This window comes from Duganella levis (assembly GCF_009857605.1).
Classification (GTDB): Bacteria; Pseudomonadota; Gammaproteobacteria; order Burkholderiales; family Burkholderiaceae_D; genus Rugamonas; species Rugamonas levis.
Genome location: NZ_WWCT01000001.1, coordinates 149,772 through 165,111 on the forward strand (window position 1 = coordinate 149,772; position 15,340 = coordinate 165,111).

14 protein-coding genes are annotated in these 15,340 nt (G+C 65.4%); 9 read left to right on the forward strand and 5 right to left on the reverse strand.

Annotated features, from left to right (window positions below):
* Nucleotides 1–87 precede the first annotated feature (87 nt).
* The 8 genes from GTP69_RS00710 to GTP69_RS00745 are packed head-to-tail and all read left to right on the forward strand — an operon-like array spanning nucleotide 88 to nucleotide 6,626.
* The gene (locus GTP69_RS00710) at nucleotides 88–1,242 is read left to right on the forward strand and encodes an ATP-grasp domain-containing protein (protein WP_161053074.1); all 1,155 of its coding nucleotides are present in this window, start codon (nucleotides 88–90) and stop codon (nucleotides 1,240–1,242) included.
* On the forward strand, nucleotides 1,235–2,416 hold the full coding sequence (locus GTP69_RS00715) for an ATP-grasp domain-containing protein (RefSeq protein ID WP_229260742.1): 1,182 nt from the start codon (nucleotides 1,235–1,237) through the stop codon (nucleotides 2,414–2,416). Before GTP69_RS00710 ends, GTP69_RS00715 begins: the two co-directional genes overlap by 8 nt.
* 51 nt (nucleotides 2,417–2,467) lie before the next feature.
* On the forward strand, nucleotides 2,468–3,217 hold the full coding sequence (locus GTP69_RS00720; RefSeq protein WP_161053075.1) for a COG4705 family protein: 750 nt from the start codon (nucleotides 2,468–2,470) through the stop codon (nucleotides 3,215–3,217).
* Nucleotides 3,214–3,597 carry a histidine kinase gene (locus GTP69_RS00725; protein WP_161053076.1) on the forward strand — a complete coding sequence of 128 codons (384 nt, stop codon included), beginning with the start codon at nucleotides 3,214–3,216 and terminating at the stop codon, nucleotides 3,595–3,597. Before GTP69_RS00720 ends, GTP69_RS00725 begins: the two co-directional genes overlap by 4 nt.
* Nucleotides 3,587–4,255 (forward strand): phosphatase PAP2 family protein, encoded by a 669-nt coding sequence (locus GTP69_RS00730; protein WP_161053077.1) that lies wholly within the window; start codon nucleotides 3,587–3,589, stop codon nucleotides 4,253–4,255. Before GTP69_RS00725 ends, GTP69_RS00730 begins: the two co-directional genes overlap by 11 nt.
* A 60-nt stretch (nucleotides 4,256–4,315) precedes the next feature.
* On the forward strand, nucleotides 4,316–4,660 hold the full coding sequence (locus GTP69_RS00735) for a PepSY domain-containing protein (protein ID WP_229260743.1): 345 nt from the start codon (nucleotides 4,316–4,318) through the stop codon (nucleotides 4,658–4,660).
* 5 nt (nucleotides 4,661–4,665) lie between these two features.
* Entirely contained in the window at nucleotides 4,666–5,331 is a 666-nt protein-coding gene (locus tag GTP69_RS00740; protein ID WP_161053078.1) for a response regulator transcription factor, read from the forward strand.
* A complete protein-coding gene (locus GTP69_RS00745; RefSeq protein ID WP_161053079.1) occupies nucleotides 5,307–6,626 on the forward strand; it encodes a sensor histidine kinase in 1,320 nt (439 codons plus the stop codon). The genes GTP69_RS00740 and GTP69_RS00745 overlap by 25 nt, the downstream gene beginning before the upstream one ends.
* Nucleotides 6,627–6,632: 6 nt before the next feature.
* Here GTP69_RS00745 and GTP69_RS00750 read toward each other — a convergent pair whose 3' ends face one another.
* From GTP69_RS00750 to GTP69_RS00770, 5 genes are all read right to left on the reverse strand, one after another.
* On the reverse strand, nucleotides 6,633–8,036 hold the full coding sequence (locus tag GTP69_RS00750; RefSeq protein WP_161053080.1) for an efflux transporter outer membrane subunit: 1,404 nt from the start codon (nucleotides 8,034–8,036) through the stop codon (nucleotides 6,633–6,635).
* Between the two features lie 9 nt (nucleotides 8,037–8,045).
* Nucleotides 8,046–11,174 (reverse strand): efflux RND transporter permease subunit, encoded by a 3,129-nt coding sequence (locus tag GTP69_RS00755; protein ID WP_161053081.1) that lies wholly within the window; start codon nucleotides 11,172–11,174, stop codon nucleotides 8,046–8,048.
* Between the two features lie 11 nt (nucleotides 11,175–11,185).
* Nucleotides 11,186–12,367, reverse strand: a complete 1,182-nt coding sequence (locus tag GTP69_RS00760; protein ID WP_161053082.1) for an efflux RND transporter periplasmic adaptor subunit — start codon at nucleotides 12,365–12,367, stop codon at nucleotides 11,186–11,188.
* A gap of 107 nt (nucleotides 12,368–12,474) precedes the next feature.
* Nucleotides 12,475–13,863 (reverse strand): sensor histidine kinase, encoded by a 1,389-nt coding sequence (locus GTP69_RS00765; protein WP_161053083.1) that lies wholly within the window; start codon nucleotides 13,861–13,863, stop codon nucleotides 12,475–12,477.
* Nucleotides 13,841–14,527, reverse strand: coding sequence for a response regulator transcription factor (locus GTP69_RS00770; protein WP_161053084.1), 687 nt, complete (start codon nucleotides 14,525–14,527; stop codon nucleotides 13,841–13,843). Before GTP69_RS00770 ends, GTP69_RS00765 begins: the two co-directional genes overlap by 23 nt.
* Before the next feature lie 120 nt (nucleotides 14,528–14,647).
* Between GTP69_RS00770 and GTP69_RS00775 the strand changes: the two genes are divergently transcribed.
* Nucleotides 14,648–15,334, forward strand: a complete 687-nt coding sequence (locus GTP69_RS00775) for a response regulator transcription factor (protein ID WP_161053085.1) — start codon at nucleotides 14,648–14,650, stop codon at nucleotides 15,332–15,334.
* The last annotated feature ends 6 nt before the right edge of the window (nucleotides 15,335–15,340 follow it).

The window sequence follows — 15,340 nt, forward strand, 5'->3', positions numbered from 1 at the left end:
AAAGCCAGTGGCGGCTGTTAACACAGCCTTAATCTTCCGGCCGATTTAATGAGCGCTTTCAGCGTCTCATGGCAAGGAATGGAAGTGATGAATCGTTACATCAGCATGATTAAACTCGTGCGTCTACTGGACGCCGGGCACTCACTGGAACAGCTGCTCGACTCTGCCGGCGAAGAGCAGGACACTGGCCAACTATTGATGCGCATGGCGCAGTTGTTCCAGATTTTCAACAAGCAGGCCGAGGCCGCTCAGCTGCAAAACGAAGCGTTGCGTCACCGCCAGCTATATCACCTGGCAGCCGACATCCAGCCTACCGCGCTGCAGGTGCTGGTAATCCTGGCGGGCGGTTTCATGCTGGACAACACGCCGGTAGGTTTCCTGATCGATGGCAGCAACATTGCATGTGAGCTGCTGTACGTCACCGAGAGCACGCCGCTGCCGGAGGTCTTGCCGGTACACGATGTGGTGTTCGTCGCCGCCGGCCATTTTGAGCGGCATCTGCCGATCTTCAAGCGTATCGTGCCGCTGCTGGCGCAGGCCAGCGTTCCTGTGCTTAATCGGCCACGGCCGGACTTCGGCTTTGAGCGCGACACGCTGAACGCCTTGCTGCGCGATATCCCCGGCGTGATCGTGCCGCCCACCTATTCGGTCAGTCGCGCGGAGCTTGAACAACTGGCCATGCAGGAAGATGTGGGGTTCCCGCTGATCGTGCGGCCGCTGCGTTCGCAGGCCGGCAAAGGGCTGGCGCGACTCGAGTGCGTCAACGATATCGGCGAGTATCTGGCTGCGCAGGAAGAGCCGATGTTCTATCTCGCGCCCTACATCGACTACCGCAGCCCCGACCGGCTGTATCGCAAATGCCGGCTGGTGCTGATCGCTGGCAAGGCGTACGCCTGCCACTACGCCATCTCGTCGCACTGGGTGGTGCATTACCAGTCGGCCGGCATGGAGCAATCGGCCAGGCGGCGCGAGGAAGAGGCGCGCTTCATGGCGGATTTCGATCACGGCTTCGGCTTGCGCCATGCCGCCGCGCTGGAGGAAATCGGCCGCCGCATCGGCCTCGACTACGTGGTGATCGACTGCGGCGAGACGCCCGGCGGGCAACTGCTATTCTTTGAAGCGGACAACGTCAGCTTCGTGCATGCGACCGATTCGGCCGATATGTACCCGTACAAGCAGGTGCAGATGGACAAGGTCTTTGCTGCCTTCCGCGCCATGCTGGCGGGAGTTGCGCATGGATAAGCTGTTGCGCATGGCGGCCTTGCCGTTTGGACCGCTGATCGGGCTGGCCCTGCCGATGCGCCATGCGATGCGCGGCGACGATCTGGCGCCGGTGGCGGCGGCCTTGCTGCGCCGGGTGCGCGACCATCCGGATGACGCCCACGGCTTGCTGGATGGGTCGATGGTGCTGCAACTGATCGGGCAGGCGGATGCGGCACTGTTGCTGCAAGAGCGCGCCCTGGCGCTGCAAACCGCCTACACGCTGCCGGCGGCCACGCCCGAGCTGGTGCTGATGGTCATCCTCGGGCCGGGCGAATTGATGTGGAATACGCCGGTGGAACTGCTGCTGGAAGACGCCGGCGTGTCGCTCGAATTGCAATACCTGACGGCTGCCCAGCCGTGGCCGGAGACGGTGCCGCAGCACGATGTCATGCTGGTGGCGATGGCGGAATCCGACACCAACCGGCCTTTGCTGCTGCGGCTGGCGGAAACCATGCCGGACTGGCCGCGTCCCGTTATCAACGCCCCCGACCGCATCGCCGCCTTGTCGCGGGACAGCGTCAGCGCGCTGCTGGCCGGCGCTGATGGCATCGCCATGCCGCCCACCTGGCGTCTCGTCCGCGAGGACATGCCGACCGACGGCTATCCGCTGATCATCCGCCCGATCGACTCGCATGCCGGGCGCGACCTCGCATTGCTGACGCATGCCGGCGCGTTGCCGCACTATCTCGCCCACGTCAGTGCCGCCGAGTTCTACCTGTCGCCGTTTGTCGACTACCGCAGCGCGGACGGACTGTATCGCAAATACCGGATTGCACTGATCGATGGCCGGCCTTTCATCAGCCACCTGGGTATTTCCACGCACTGGATGATCCATTACCTCAACGCCGGCATGGAGCAAAGTGCAGAGAAACGCGCCGAAGAGGAGGCGCGCATGGACGATTTCGACACCGGTTTTGCACGGCGTCACGAGGCGGCCATCGCGCAGATCCACCAGCGCGCCGGACTGGCCTACCTGACCATCGATTGCGCCGAAACCGCCGACGGCCGCCTGCTGGTGTTCGAGATCGGCACGGCGATGGCGGTGCATGCGTTGGACAATCCGCAGTTGTTTCCGTACAAGCAACCGGCGATGCACAAGCTGTTCGCCGCCTTCCGCCGGATGCTCGGCCGGCGCGCGTTAATGCGGCTTTAATGATCCGTGCTTTGTAATGTCGATAACTTACATTCCGCACGGAGCCGTCGTATGCCCATCCATCCCCGATCCTTTAACAAGGTGCCGCAAGTCACGCTGATTTTCTGGCTGATCAAGATCCTCTCCACCACGGTGGGCGAGACCGGCGCCGACTACCTGGCCGTCAACGCCGGACTCGGCACAGCTTATACCGGCGCGCTGATGGGCGGCCTGCTGATCGTCGCGCTGCTGTACCAGCTAAGCCAGCAGCGCTACGTTCCGTGGATTTATTGGCTGACGGTTGTGCTGCTGAGCGTGGTCGGCACGCAGATCACCGATGCCTTGACGGACGGGCTGGGTGTCAGCCTGTACGCCAGCACGGCGGTGTTCAGCGTGTTGTTGGCGGTGGTGTTCGTTCTTTGGTATTGGCGCGAACGCACGCTGGATATCCGCAGCATCGTCACGCTCCGTCGCGAGCTGTTCTACTGGGCCGCGATCCTGCTGACCTTCGCGCTGGGCACGGCGGCGGGCGACCTGGCGACCGAGGCGCTGGGACTGGGCTTCCGGGTCGGCGTGGTGGTCTTTGGCGTTGGCATCGCCGCCATCTATCTCGCCGCCCGCTTCGGCGCCAACCCGGTGCTGGCGTTCTGGCTGGCGTACATCCTGACGCGCCCGCTGGGCGCATCGCTAGGCGACCTGCTGTCGCAATCGCAGGAATACGGCGGCATCGGTTGGGGAACCATCAATACCAGCGTGGCGTTCCTGCTGGTGATTGCCAGCCTGGTCAGTTTTAAACAATTCAACGCAAAGGAAAAATCATGACTCGTCCACGTATCGCTGCCGCCATGCTGGTGGCACTGGCGGCCACGCAAGTGCCGGCATTTAATGTTGTCGCCACCGCCCACGCGGCCACGTATTCTCGGCTGGGCGACCTGAGCAAATTCCAGATCATCGCGCGCGACACGTCGGCGCTGGTCGATAAAGGCGACCTGGCCGGCGCCAAAACGCGCATCAAGGATCTGGAAACCACTTGGGACCAGGCGGAATCGGGCCTGAAGCCGCGCGCGGCGACCAGCTGGCATGTGGTGGACAAGGCCATCGACCATGCGCTGTCGGTATTGCGGGCGGCTAAGCCGGACCCGGTCCAGTGCAAGCGCGCCATGGCGGACTTGCTGGAAGCGATGGACCGGAATGACCAATAGGCAAATGGATCTGGACGCGCCGCCACGCGTTGCCCGCTACACCGGCGCCATTTTGCTGTTTGTGGTCTTGCTGACGGCGCTGCTGTTGTTCGGCATGCTGGCGGAGGATGTGGCCGAAGGCGAGCATATTTTCTTCGATGGGCCGATCTTGCACTGGCTGCGCGGATGGTCGGACGGGCCGCTGGATATGGCCATGAAGATCATCACATGGCTGGGTTCCGCCTGGGCGGTGGTGCCGCTGTTGGCGGTATTGCTGTGGCGGCTGCGGCGCGAACGCCATGCGGCGCTGTATCTGCTGCTGGCGAACGCCGGTGCAGCTTTGCTGAATGTGGCTGCCAAGCACGGCTTTGCGCGCATCCGGCCCACCTACTGGGAACCGCTGGTGCACGAAACCAGCTACAGCTTTCCCAGCGGGCATGCGATGCAGACCATGGCGCTGGTGACTTCCTTGTGGCTGATCCGGCGGCCGGGCCGGCATCGCGGCTTGCTGTTGCTGGGCGTCGCGTATGTTTTCCTGGTTGGCGTCTCGCGCATGTACCTGGGCGTGCATTATCCGTCCGATGTGCTGGCCGGGTGGTGCGCGGCGTTCTGCTGGTGCCACGGGCTGGCGCTGGCGATGCGGCACCAACTGCACATCGACTTGCTCAGTGAGCGCTAAGTGTGCGGCGTCAAGCTGGTATTCAGCGCAGATTCGCGCTTTACCTGATTGGAGCATGTCATGCTGAACAAACGTCAAATGTATATTGCGGCCCTGGCGGCGGCGCTGATCGGCGCCGGTGGTTTTGCCTTTGCGGAGAAATCCGATATGAAGGAAAACGACGCGGTCGCTGTCACCAAGGCCCAGACTTCGCTGATCCAGGCTGTCACTGTCGCCGAGCAGAGCGCCGGCGGCAAGGCCGCGCGCGCCGAGTTCGAAGTGGACAAGAAAGGCCCGCATTATGAAGTCGAAGTCGTCAACGGCGCCAAGGTGTTCGATGTGCGCGTCGATGCCGCCAGCGGCAAGGTTTTGTCGTCGGTCGAGGACAAGATCGATAGCGGTGACAAGGAAGACGATAAGGACTAGGCGTCATGCGCGTGCTGCTGGTTGAAGACGATCCGATGATAGGCTCCGCCATGCATGCCGCGCTGAAGGAAGCCGGCTGCGCATCCGACTGGGTGCGCAGCGGCAGGACGGCGCTCGATACGCTGTCCTGCCAGCGCTACGACGCGGTGCTGCTGGATCTGGGCCTGCCCGAGCTCGACGGCGTGGCCGTGCTGCGCAGCCTGCGCGCCGGCGGCAACCAGGTGCCGGTGCTGATCATGACGGCGCGCGATAGTCTGGAAGACCGCATCGCCGGCCTGGATGCGGGCGCCGACGACTATGTGCTCAAGCCGTTTCAGATGGCCGAGCTGCTGGCGCGCATGCGCGCGGTGTTGCGCCGTCACGGCGGCGCCGGTTCGCCGATCCTGGGCAATGGCGAGCTGGCGCTCGACCCGGTCACGCATGAGGCGTCGGCGCCCGGCGTGCCGCCGGTGCAACTGACCCAGCGGGAATTCTCACTGTTGCAGGCGCTGTTGCTGCGGCCGGGAGCGATCCTGTCGCGTGCCGATCTGGAGGAGCGCATTTACGGCTGGGGTGAGGAAGTGGAGAGCAACGCCGTTGAATTCCTGATTCATGCGCTGCGCAAGAAGCTGGGCAGCGGCATGATCAAAAACATACGGGGTGTGGGATGGATGGTCTCCAGGAGCGCCTGAGATTGTCGCTGCAATGGCGGCTGTCCTGGTGGTTGACGGTGGCCATGCTGCTGGTGGCGGCGCTGGCCGCCGCCGTATCTTATCTGTCCGCGCTGGACGAAGCCAATGAAATGCAGGACCAGACGTTGCGCCAGATCGGCGCGCTATACGGCGCTGGCCGTCTACAGGCCGCCGACGGCGTGATTCAGCTCGTGGGCGATGACGAAGCGCCGGTGATGATCCTTGGACTGCGGCGCGACGCGACGGCCGTCACGGCGGGCGCACTGGCGATGCTGCCGGATGGCATGCACCTGGCGACAATGAACGGCGCCGCCTGCCGCGTGCTGCTGCGCACCGTGTCGCCCGGCGTGCGGCTGGCGGTCGGCCAGGCGGTGGCGTTTCGCGACGAAATCGCCAACCACAGCGCCTTGCGCACGCTGTTGCCGCTGTTATTGCTGGTGCCGTTGTTGCCGCTGCTCGTGGCGTTGCTGGTGCGGCGGCTGTTCCTGCCGGTGGCGGCGCTGGCGCGCGAAGCGGACCGGCGCAGCGAGCGCGAACTGCAAGCGCTGGCGCCGGACTTCCTGCCGCTGGAATTGCGGCCGTTCGTGGTCGCCATCAACCGCTTGCTGGCGCGCGTGGAGAAGTCCATGCAGCAGCAGCGCCGTTTCGTCGCAGACGCTGCCCATGAGCTGCGTTCACCGCTTACCGCACTGTCGCTCCAGGCCGAAGCGCTGGCCAGCACGATGCTGGCGCCGCCGGCGCAGGGGCGGGTGGCGGCGCTGCGGCTCGGCATTGAACGCAGCCGCGTGCTGCTGGACCAGATGCTGGCCCTGGCGCGCGCACAAACGGTGTTGCAGCGCAAGTCCGAATCGGTGGCGGTACTGTCCATCTTCCGCCGCGTGCTGGAGGATTTGATGCCGCTGGCGGAAGCGCGCCAGATCGACATCGGCGTGGAATCGGCAGGCGATTTTTGCCTCACCGGCGATCCGGTTGACTTGCTGACACTGGTGAAAAACCTGGCCGACAACGCCATTCGCTATAGCCCAGCCGGCGGCAAGGTGGATCTGTGCATGCGCGCAGAGGCGGGCCAGGTCATCATCGAGATTATCGACCGGGGACCGGGTATTGCGCCGGAACAGCGTGAGCGGGTATTCGATCCATTCTTCCGCGTGCTGGGCAGGGAGCAGTCTGGCTCCGGCCTGGGCTTATCCATCGTGGCCGAAATCGCCCGGCGCTTCGGCGCAACGGTGCATCTGGACTGGACCGACGCCGCGCAGCGGCAAGGGCTGCGCGTGTCGGTCCATTTTCCTGCCTGAGCGCGCTCAGGACTGCGGCTGCCAGCCGCCGCCCAGCGCCCGGTACAGATCGACCTGGCTGGTGAGCTGGTTCTGGCGGGCGGTCAACAGCGACTGCTGGGCACTGTACAACGCGGTCTGCGCCGCCAGCACGTTTTGATAGCTGTCGATACCGTTTTTATACAGCATTTGCTCCAGCTCCAGGCGACGCTGCTGGTCGGCCGTCTCGCGCTGCTGGGCCGCCAGCTGGGCGCCGTAGGTGCTGCGCGCGGCCAGACCGTCGGCCACTTCGCGGAAGGCGGTCTGCACCGCTTTCTGGTACTGGGCCACGCCGATATCGCGGCTGACCATGGCGACATCAAGATTGGCCTGGTTGGCGCCGGCGTTGAAGATAGGCATTGTCAATGCCGGCAGCAAGGTCCAGGCGCCGGTGCCGGCGGCAAACAGCCCGCCCAGCGACGCGCTCTGGCTACCCGCAGTGGCGGTCAGCGACAGGCTCGGGAAGAACGCCGCGCGCGCCGCGCCGATGTCGGCATGCTCGGCGCGCAACTGCGCCTCGGCCTGCAAAATGTCCGGCCGGCGCAGCAGCAGATCGGACGGCAGCCCGGCCGGCATATCGGCCATGATCAGGCTGTCGCCGAGCTGGCCCGGCGGCGGCAGATCAGCGGGCAAGGCCTGGCCGACCAGCAGCACCAGCGCATTCTCCGCCTGTGCGCGCTGGCGCAGCTGGGCCTGATAGTTGGCGTCCGCCTGGTCGACCGTGGTGCGGGCCAGCCGCAGGTCCAGTTCGGCCACGGTGCCGGTGTCGTATTGCAGCTTGACCAGCTGATACGCGGCTTCGGCGGTGGTATGCGTGTCCAATGTCAGCTTGAGCTGGGCGTCAGCCGCCAGCGTGGCGAAATACTGGTCGGCGATCTGCGAGATCAGCAGGATTTGCGCCGCCTGGCGCGCATGGTCGCTGGCCAGGTATTGCTGGAACGCCGAATCGGACTGGCTGCGCAGGCGGCCGAACAGGTCGAGCTCCCACGCCGCCGTCAGGCCGGCCGAATAGCTGCGGCTGGTCGAGGCCGGCTTGCCGCCGATGCCGTTGGGCGTATGGGCGGCGTCCATGCCGGCCTGGGCGCCGATCTGCGGCGCTTGCGCGGCGCGGGCGATGCGGTACTGCGCCTGCACGCGCTCGACATTGAGCATGGCGACGCGCAGGTCGCGGTTGTTTTGCAGGCCCAGTTCGACCAGGCGCTGCAAGCGGGCGTCGGTCAGCACCTGGCGCCAGTCGGTGGCGGCGGCGGTAGGGCGTTCCGCCGGCGCGCCCTGGGCCGCCGGGTAGACGGCCGGCACGCTGCTGTCGGGCCGCTGGTAGACCGGCTGCAAGGAGCAGCCGGTGGTGAGCGCCACCAGCAGCGCACCCACGGTAAGAGTCAGAGTTTTCATGATCGGGTCCTATGCGGTTTGTTCTGCCGGGGCCTTGCGGCTGCCGAGCTTGTCCATGACGACGATGAAGAACATCGGGATCATGAAGGTGGCGAAGAAGGTGGCGGCCAGGGTGCCGCCGATAACGCCGGTGCCAATCGAATTCTGGCTGGCCGAGCCGGCGCCGTTGGATATCGCCAGCGGCAGCACGCCGAGCAGGAAGGCCATCGAGGTCATGACGATAGGGCGCAAACGCATCTGTGCCGATTCGACTGCCGCTTCCAGCGCCGTGCGTCCCTGCTGCTGCAGTTCGCGGGCGAATTCCACGATCAGGATCGCGTTCTTGGCCGACAGTCCGATGGTGGTCAGCAAGCCGACCTGGAAGTAGACATCATTGGTCAGCCCGGCCAGCGAAGTGGCCGCCAACGCGCCCAGCACGCCAATCGGAATCACCATGATGACCGAGATCGGAATCGACCAGCTTTCATACAGGGCGGCCAGGCTCAGGAACACCACCAGAATCGACAGGCCGTACAGCAGCGGCGCTTGCGAACTGGCCTGCTTCTGTTGCAGCGAACTGCCGGTCCATTCATAACCGATGCCGGATGGCAGCTTGGCGACCAGCTGTTCCATCGCCTGCATGGCCTGGCCGGTACTGTAGCCGGGTGCCGGCTGGCCCTGGATTTCCATCGATTCAACGCCGTTGTAGCGTTGCAGCTGCGGCGGGCCGTAAGTCCAGGCGGCGCTGCCGAAGGCGCTGAACGGCACCATGCCGCCGGTGTTGTTGCGCACGTACAGCTGGTTCATGTCCTGCGGATTCATGCGGAATGGCGCATCGGCCTGCACATAGACTTTCTTGATACGGTTATCCGTATCGAGGAAATTGTTGACGTACTTGGCGCCCCAGGCGATCGAGAACGCCTGGTCGATATCGGCCGGCGCCACGCCCAGCACGGCGGCTTTCTCGCGGTCGATATTGACCTTGAAGGTTGGATTTTCGGTCTGGCCTTTCAGGTGGACCTGGGCCAGCGCCGGGTCTTTGGCCGCCATGGCCAGCAACTGGTCGCGCGCCTTGGCCAGCGCATCGTGGCCGAGGCCGGCACGGTCCTGCAATTCGAAGTCGAAGCCGGCAGCGCTGCCCAGGCCACGGATCGGCGGCGGGCTGATGGTGGTGATCACGGCTTCCTTGTCATGCGCAAAATGGCGCGTGATGCGGTCGCTCAAGGCGGCGGCGCTCTGATCGGCGGCGGTGCGCTGCGACCAGTCCTTCAGGCGCAGGAACAACTGGCCCTGGTTCTGGCCGCGGCCGGCGTCGTTGTAGCCGTTGACCATGAAGGTAGCCTCCACCACCGATTTTTCCTGGGTGCGCAGGTACTGGTCGACGCGGTCGAGGATGGCGCCGGTGCGGGCCTGCGTGGCGCCAACCGGCGCTTGCACCTGGACGAAGATGAAGCCCTGGTCTTCATTCGGCAGGAAGGAGGTCGGCAGCTTCATGAACATCACCAGCACCGCCGCGATGACGGCGCCGTAGATCAGCATCCAACGGCCCGAGCGGGCGGCGACGGCGCGCACGCCGTGCACATACTGGTCGCGGCCACGGTCGAAAGTGCGGTTGAACCAGCCGAAGAAACCTTTCTGCCTGGCGTGGTCCTCGGCGGCGGCAGGTTTCAGCAGGGTGGCGCACAGCGCCGGCGTCAGCGACAACGCCACGAACACCGACAGCAGCATCGAAATCACAATGGTCAGCGAGAACTGGCGGTAAATCCCGCCCACCGTGCCGCTGGAAAATGCCACCGGCACAAACACCGCGCACAGCACCAGCGCCACGCCGATCAGCGCGCCGCTGATCTGGCCCATGGCCTTGCGCGTGGCTTCCAGCGGCCCGAGGCCGTCTTCATGCATCACGCGTTCGACGTTTTCGACCACCACGATGGCGTCATCGACCAGCAGGCCGATGGCCAGCACCATGCCGAACATCGACAGCGTGTTGATGGTAAAACCGCAGGCCGACATCACACCGAAAGTGCCCAGCAACACCACCGGCACCGTGATCGACGGGATCAGCGTGGCGCGCAGGTTTTGCAGGAACAGATACATCACCAGGAACACCAGGCCGATACCTTCGATCAGGGTCTTGACCACTTCCTCGATCGAAATCTTGACGAATGGCGTAACGTCGTTTGGATACACCACCTTCAGGCCGTGCGGGAAGTAGGGCGTCAGCTGATCCAACTGGGCGCGGATGGCGTTGGCCGTTTGCAGCGCATTGCCGCCGGGCGCCAGCTGGATGCCGATGCCGCTGGCCGGGCCGCCGTTGTACTTGTTGTCGACGTTGTAGTTTTCCGGGCCGAGACCAACGCGGGCGACATCACGCAGGCGTACTTGCGCGCCGCCCGGCTGCACCTTGAGCAGGATGTTGCCGAAGTCGGCCGGCGTGCGCAGCAGCGTCGATTCGGTGATGGTGGCGTTGATCTGCTGGTTAGGCACGGCCGGCGCCGCACCCAGCTGGCCGCCGGAGATCTGCACGTTCTGCGCGGTCAGCGCGGCGGTGACGTCTTGCGGCGACAGCGAGTAGCTGTTGAGTTTGGCCAGATCGAGCCAGACCCGCATCGCATACTGGGTGCCGAACACGTTCATATTGCCGACGCCGTTGATGCGGCTGAGCGGCCCCTGGACGTTGGACACCACGTAGTTGGCGATGTCGAACTTGTTCATGCTGTTGTCGGTCGAGACGAAGCCGACCACCATCAGGAACGAGTTGGTGGACTTGGTAACCTGCACGCCGCTCTGCTGCACCGGCGCCGGCAACAAGGGCGTGGCCAGTTGCAGCTTGTTCTGCACCTGCACCTGGGCGATATTGGGATCGGTGCCGGTGGCGAAGGTCAGCGAGGTGGTGGAGACACCGGTGTCATCGGTGGTCGACGACATATACAGCAGGTTGTCGATGCCGCTCATCTGCTGCTCGATCACCTGGACCACGGTGTCCTGCATGGTGACGGCGGAAGCGCCCGGATAGGTGGCGCTGATCTGCACGGTTGGCGGCGCCACCGGCGGGAACTGCTCGATCGGCAGGCTGGTCAGCGCCAGTATGCCGGCCAGCATGATGAGCAGCGCCAGCACAATGGCAAACACCGGACGTCGGATAAAGAATTGGGCCATGATGATGCTCCTTAGCGCGCGCTGGTGGCAGCGGTAGCGGCGGCCACGGGTTGTGCTGCCGGCGCGGCGACGCGCACCTGCATGCCCGGTTTCACCTGCTGCAAGCCGTCAACGATGACTTGTTCGCCGTCCTTGAGGCCGCCGGTGACGACCCAGTTGGCGCCGGAGACGGTATCGGCTTGCAGCGTGCGCTGCGCCACCTTGCCGCCGCCATCGACCACCAGCGCGGTGGCGCGGCCTTGCGGGTCGTGGCTGACGGCGGCGCCCGGCACCAGGAAGGCGTTGGCGGCCGTGCCTTGCACCAGGCTGGCGCGAACGAACATGCCTGGCAGCAGCACATGCTGCGGATTCGGGAACACGGCGCGCACCGTCACCGAGCCGGTGGCCTGGTCAACCGTAATGCCGCTGAATTGCAGCTTGCCTTGCAACGGATAATTGCTGCCGTCTTCCAGCTTGAGCGACACCGCCGGCTGGGCGCTACTGTCGGCGCGCAACTGGCCGCTGGCGATGGCCTGGCGCAGTTGCAGGCCGGCGGCGCTCGATTGGGTGACATCGACATAGATCGGATCGATCTGCTGCACGGTGGTCATCAGCGTGGCCGCGCTGGCCTGCACATACGCGCCCTGGGTCACTTGTGACACGCTGCTGCGGCCGGCGATCGGCGAGCTGACCTTGGTGTAGCCGAGATTGATGCGCGCGGTGGTCACGCTGGCCTGCGCGGCAGCCAGATCGGCAGCGGCCTGGCCCTGTGCGGCGACGGCGTTATCGTAGGCTTGCTTGCTGATGGCGTTGCCGCCAACCAGCGCCTTGTAGCGGTCGGCCAGCGCATTGGCGGCGACCAGGTTGGCGGCGGCTTTCTGCTGCGCGGCCTGGGCGTTGGCCAGCGCGGCGCGGTAAGGCGCATCGTCAATGGTGTACAGCAGCTGGCCGCTGCGCACGTCGGCGCCTTCGGTGTAAGCGCGCTGCTGCACCACGCCGTCGACGCGGGCGCGCACTTGCGCCACCAAGTATGGCGCGGTGCGGCCCGGCAGTTCTATGCTGATCGGGACGTTGGATGGATGGACGGTGACCACGCCCACCGCCGGCGCCGGCGCGGCGGCCGGGGTGGCGGCGGGTTTGCTGCAGCCGGCCAGCGTTGCCAGCAATCCGGCGACGACGGCGCCGGAGAGTAAGTGTTTTTGTTGAACTCGCATGTCGATATCCCATAGATGTCGGCTGGCCGGTGACGGGATGCCGCCAGCCTTGAGGACATTCTGCGGGAGGGGCGATTAACGCCGTATCTAGCGAATATGAACAATCGTTAAGGTAGGCGCGGCAGGCGCAGGCTGATATGACAACCTTGCGCACTATCGTGGATGGTGACCTGCATGCCATGCAGGCGCGCCACCGCGTCCACCAGGCTCAGCCCAAGGCCGTTGCCAGGCAGATGGCGACTGCTTTCGGCGCGGTGGAAGCGCAGGAACACCGCTTCGCGCTCGGCGGCCGGGATGCCGGGGCCGCTGTCGTGGATGTCGAACTGCATCACCCCCTGTCTTTCGGCCAGGCTGACCGTGATGCGGCCGCCGGCCGGGGTGAATTTAATGGCGTTATCGACCAGATTGCCAATGGCTTCAAACAACAGGCTGGCATCGCCGCGCAATGGCAGGCGCAGTCCCGGCGGGCGCTGGTAGACCAGCGTGACTTGCTTGTCGTCGGCGCTGGGTTCGTAGAACTCCACCGCGTCGTCGGCGATGGTGGCCAGATCAATGGCGCTGAAGCCGGCGCGCCGCGCGCCATCCTGCACCTCGGAGATGCGCAGCATGGCGTTAAAGGTGGTCAGCAGCGACAGCGTTTCCGCAATCGCCGCATCGACTGCGGCGCGGTAGTCGTCGGGACTGGTGGCGCGGCGCTGGGCCCGTTCCAGCCCGGCCAGCAGACGCGCCAGCGGCGTGCGCAGGTCGTGGGCGATGCCGTCGCAAGCACCTTTGATTTCATGCATCAGGCGCTCGATGTCGTCCAGCATGCGGTTGACCACGCTGACCAGCCGGTCCAGATCGTCGCTGGCAGCGGTGCGCTGCGGCAAGCGCTGGCTCAAATCGCCCTGGACGATGGCCTGGATGGCGGTGGTGATGGCGTCCAACCGGTGCACGGCGCGGCGGCCGATCCATACCGCGCCGGCCAGCCCGAGCAGCAGCGCCAGCAGCGCCGCCGAGGCCAGCGCGCGCACCAGCACTTCGTTGAATTCATGGACTTCGTTCAAATCCTGCGACAGCACCAGCAACTGGCCGTCCGGTAGCGGATAGGCGGCCACGCGCAGGTGACGGGTATGGCCCGGCGTGTCGAGCGTTAGCGTATAGGGTCGTTCCAGCTGGGTGGTGGAAGGGCGCGGGCCGGGAAAGGCGCCGGCGAGACGGATGCCATCCGGGCTATACAGGCCGAACGGCCGCTGGTTGTCGGGATCAAGACGGGCGTGGTAGGCCACGCGCGCCTGCAAGTCGGCCGGCGCGCTGCGCAGGATGGCGTTGCGTTCGCGCGGCAGCCAGTCGTCGATGCGGCTCAGCGCGTAACTGGAAATCTGCTGGTATAAAAAGGCGAACAGCAGCGCCGCGATCAGGCTGTACAGCCCGAGGAACAGCAGCGCGATGCGGAAGCTGGAGGCGCGCCGCAGCTCGTGCAAGCCCCAGCGGCTATTCGGCTTCACGGAAGACATAGCCGGAGCCGCGTACGGTGTGGATCAACGGCGCGTTGCCGTCCGGGTCGATCTTCTTGCGCAGCCGGCTGATGTGGACGTCGATAACGTTGCTGCGCTCGTCGCTGCGGTAGTCCCACACGGCCTCGAACACCATGGTGCGGGTCAGGATCTGGCCCTGGTTGCGGAAGAAATACTCCAGCAGGCGGAACTCGCGCGGCTGCAATTCCACCGGCTGGCCCGCCAGGCTGACGGTGTGCGTCAGCAAATCCATGGTCAGCCGCCCCAGCTGGAAGCCAGTGACCGCCGCCGGCGGGCCGTCGCGGCGGCGCAGCAGGGCGTCGAGGCGGGCCGTCAGCTCGATGAAGTCAAATGGCTTGGACAGGTAATCGTCACCGCCGGCGCGCAGGCCGCGCACCCGCTCGTCCACCGCCGACAGCGCGCTGAGGATCAGTACCGGCGTCACCACGCCGGCCGTGCGCAAGGTGGACAGCACCGCCAGGCCATCGAGCCCGCCCGGCATCATGCGGTCCAGCACGATGACGTCGAAGGTGTCGCCGGCGGCGCGCAGCAGGCCCTGGCGGCCATTGTTGGCCAGTTCGACCTGATGGCCGTCATCCGACAGCGCCGCCTGCAATTCCTGCGCGGTTTGTTCGTCGTCCTCAATTACCAGTACCTTTGCCATGCCGGCCGCCTCCCGCAACTGCGCTTTAGTGCGCTACTATGTTAGGTATTATGCCCCAGCGCAGGCCAAGAGCAGTTCTCGCCAACATTAAAAATAGTTCATGTCGGAGGCTGATGCAGCATGCGATTACTGGTAATTGAAGACGATGTGCGCTCGGCGCAGTACCTGCTGCGCGGGCTGGCCGAGAGCGGCCATGTGGCCGACCATGTGGCCGATAGCGCCGACGGCCTGGCCATGGCCGGCGAGGGCATCTACGACGTGGTGGTGCTGGACCGGCGCATGCCGGGCCTGAACGGCATCGACTTCATGACCGCGCTGCGCCAGCGCGACCCGCAACTGCCGGTGCTGATGGTCAGCGCGCTCAGTGGCACGCAGCAGCGGGTTGAAGGGCTGCGCGCCGGCGCCGACGATTACCTGGCCAAGCCGTATGCGTTTGCCGAAATCCTGGCCCGCATCGAGGCGCTGGCAAGGCGCAACGACGCCAGCCGCCGCCAGCCGGGCCTGACCGTCGGCGACCTGAGCCTGGACATGGCGACCCGCAGCGTCCAGCGCGGCGGCCGCGCCTTGCAGTTGCAGGCGCGCGAGTTCGCCTTGCTCGAGTATCTGATGCGCCATGCCGGCCAGGTGGTCACCCGCACCATGCTGCTGGAGGCGGTCTGGGGCTACGATTTCGACCCGCGCGGCAATATCATCGACATGCATATGCACCGCCTGCGCAGCAAGGTGGAGCGCGACGGCGAGCCGGCGCTGATCCAGACCGTGCCCGGCGCCGGCTACTGCCTGCGGCCGCCGGGCTGTACACTATAGGTTTTT

What these genes read in the sequence shown, in the direction of transcription:
- GTP69_RS00715 (WP_229260742.1), top strand. Translation starts at nt 1,235, where the DNA reads ATGGATAAGCTGTTGCGCATGGCGGCCTTGCCGTTTGGACCGCTGATC.
- GTP69_RS00740 (WP_161053078.1), top strand. Translation starts at nt 4,666, where the DNA reads ATGCGCGTGCTGCTGGTTGAAGACGATCCGATGATAGGCTCCGCCATG.
- GTP69_RS00760 (WP_161053082.1), bottom strand. Translation starts at nt 12,367, where the DNA reads ATGCGAGTTCAACAAAAACACTTACTCTCCGGCGCCGTCGTCGCCGGA.
- GTP69_RS00775 (WP_161053085.1), top strand. Translation starts at nt 14,648, where the DNA reads ATGCGATTACTGGTAATTGAAGACGATGTGCGCTCGGCGCAGTACCTG.
- GTP69_RS00770 (WP_161053084.1), bottom strand. Translation starts at nt 14,527, where the DNA reads ATGGCAAAGGTACTGGTAATTGAGGACGACGAACAAACCGCGCAGGAA.
- GTP69_RS00735 (WP_229260743.1), top strand. Translation starts at nt 4,316, where the DNA reads ATGCTGAACAAACGTCAAATGTATATTGCGGCCCTGGCGGCGGCGCTG.
- GTP69_RS00725 (WP_161053076.1), top strand. Translation starts at nt 3,214, where the DNA reads ATGACTCGTCCACGTATCGCTGCCGCCATGCTGGTGGCACTGGCGGCC.
- GTP69_RS00730 (WP_161053077.1), top strand. Translation starts at nt 3,587, where the DNA reads ATGACCAATAGGCAAATGGATCTGGACGCGCCGCCACGCGTTGCCCGC.
- GTP69_RS00710 (WP_161053074.1), top strand. Translation starts at nt 88, where the DNA reads ATGAATCGTTACATCAGCATGATTAAACTCGTGCGTCTACTGGACGCC.
- GTP69_RS00745 (WP_161053079.1), top strand. Translation starts at nt 5,307, where the DNA reads ATGGATGGTCTCCAGGAGCGCCTGAGATTGTCGCTGCAATGGCGGCTG.
- GTP69_RS00755 (WP_161053081.1), bottom strand. Translation starts at nt 11,174, where the DNA reads ATGGCCCAATTCTTTATCCGACGTCCGGTGTTTGCCATTGTGCTGGCG.
- GTP69_RS00720 (WP_161053075.1), top strand. Translation starts at nt 2,468, where the DNA reads ATGCCCATCCATCCCCGATCCTTTAACAAGGTGCCGCAAGTCACGCTG.
- GTP69_RS00750 (WP_161053080.1), bottom strand. Translation starts at nt 8,036, where the DNA reads ATGAAAACTCTGACTCTTACCGTGGGTGCGCTGCTGGTGGCGCTCACC.
- GTP69_RS00765 (WP_161053083.1), bottom strand. Translation starts at nt 13,863, where the DNA reads ATGTCTTCCGTGAAGCCGAATAGCCGCTGGGGCTTGCACGAGCTGCGG.